The sequence below is a fragment of the Prevotella sp. P5-92 genome (genome assembly GCF_002251245.1).
Lineage (GTDB): Bacteria > Bacteroidota > Bacteroidia > Bacteroidales > Bacteroidaceae > Prevotella.
The window spans coordinates 1-1,275 of the sequence record NZ_NPJG01000063.1 but is presented as its reverse complement, the minus strand read 5'-3'; the positions used below and the strand labels follow the sequence as shown (position 1 = coordinate 1,275).

Below are 1,275 nucleotides of genomic sequence, written 5' to 3'. Positions count from 1 at the left end.
GCATCGTTTCACTAAACTTGACTTAGGGGGACTTCCTGAAAACTTTTGATTGCGATGACTGCTTAAAAAAGCTATGGCAGTAACTTACGCTGAGACGTGTGCTCTTCAACTAAATTGCAGAAGAACCATCTATGTCAGCGATGATTTTGCCACAGGCAATGTCACCTATGGTTCAAATATGTTTACTGGTTGCAGCAAACTCGTAGGAGCAATAGGATATGACTCGGGAAAAACAAGCAAGGAATACGCCAACTATAACACTGGCTATTTCAAGACATATTTCACATTGGGCGAAAATAAGGTGGAATTATGCAGAGAACCTTTGACGACTGATATTCTTAACCTGACAGGAGACGACGATTTCGTGGCTCATGCGCCTTTCACGGTTAACACGGCTAAATATTCCCGCGACCTCTCGTCGTCAGAGTCAACATGGTTCTCTCTCTGCCTGCCATTTGCATATACCCCGAATAATTTTAATTTTACTGCATATAAGCTTATGAGTGCATCTGCTAATGCTGTGGAGATTGAGGAAATAACGGGAGAGATTCTTGCCGGAACGCCAGTGCTCTTCAAGTTTAAGGATGACGTTGTTGATGTTGATAAGAAGATCGAAATCTCTGCGACAGGGGCTAATATAGTAAAAGCGCCTGTTGAAGGGGCGAAAGTCACTGGCCCTGACGGCAGCTCTCTGCAGCTCTGCGGCACATATCAGACGAAGTCTTTCTCTTCGGAAGACAACAATGCCTTTATCCTACTGAACAACAAACTGATGAATCCTGCAAGGATGCTCGCTACAGGAGTGACGAAGGTTGGCGTCAAGCCCTTCCGCGCATATATGACTTTGACTGCTCCTGCTCAAACATCGAGTGCCAGGGCATTCTCCATCGGCCATGGTGGCGAGGGGAATGAAGGAACGACTGCCATCGACCTGCTCAACTCTGTAGCCACCGACGATGCTGAATACTACGACATCAACGGCCGCCGCATCGACGCTCCCATAAAAGGTGTGAACATCGTGCGCCGTGGCAACAAGACAATGAAATTAATCATTGTATATTAAAATTTTATTATTACCTTTGCACTCGTTAACAACATCAAGGAAGTGGAATAAGGCCGATTAATCATTCGTCCCGAGACAGAGATTGATGTTCTGCCCCCACTCCTTAACATCCGAATCCGGACAGTTCACTGGGCTTTGACCCCGCATTTGCAATGATGGTTCCAGGGTGTTTTGATGTTGCATGTTTAATTTAATTTTATTATTATGACTTA

At 45.1% G+C, this 1,275-nt stretch carries 1 protein-coding gene; it reads left to right on the top strand.

Annotated elements, in window-relative coordinates; translation table 11 throughout:
• Nucleotides 1–73 precede the first annotated feature (73 nt).
• Nucleotides 74–1,063, top strand: coding sequence for a hypothetical protein (locus tag CIK99_RS06710; RefSeq protein WP_144007924.1), 990 nt, complete (start codon nt 74–76; stop codon nt 1,061–1,063).
• Nucleotides 1,064–1,275 lie beyond the last annotated feature (212 nt).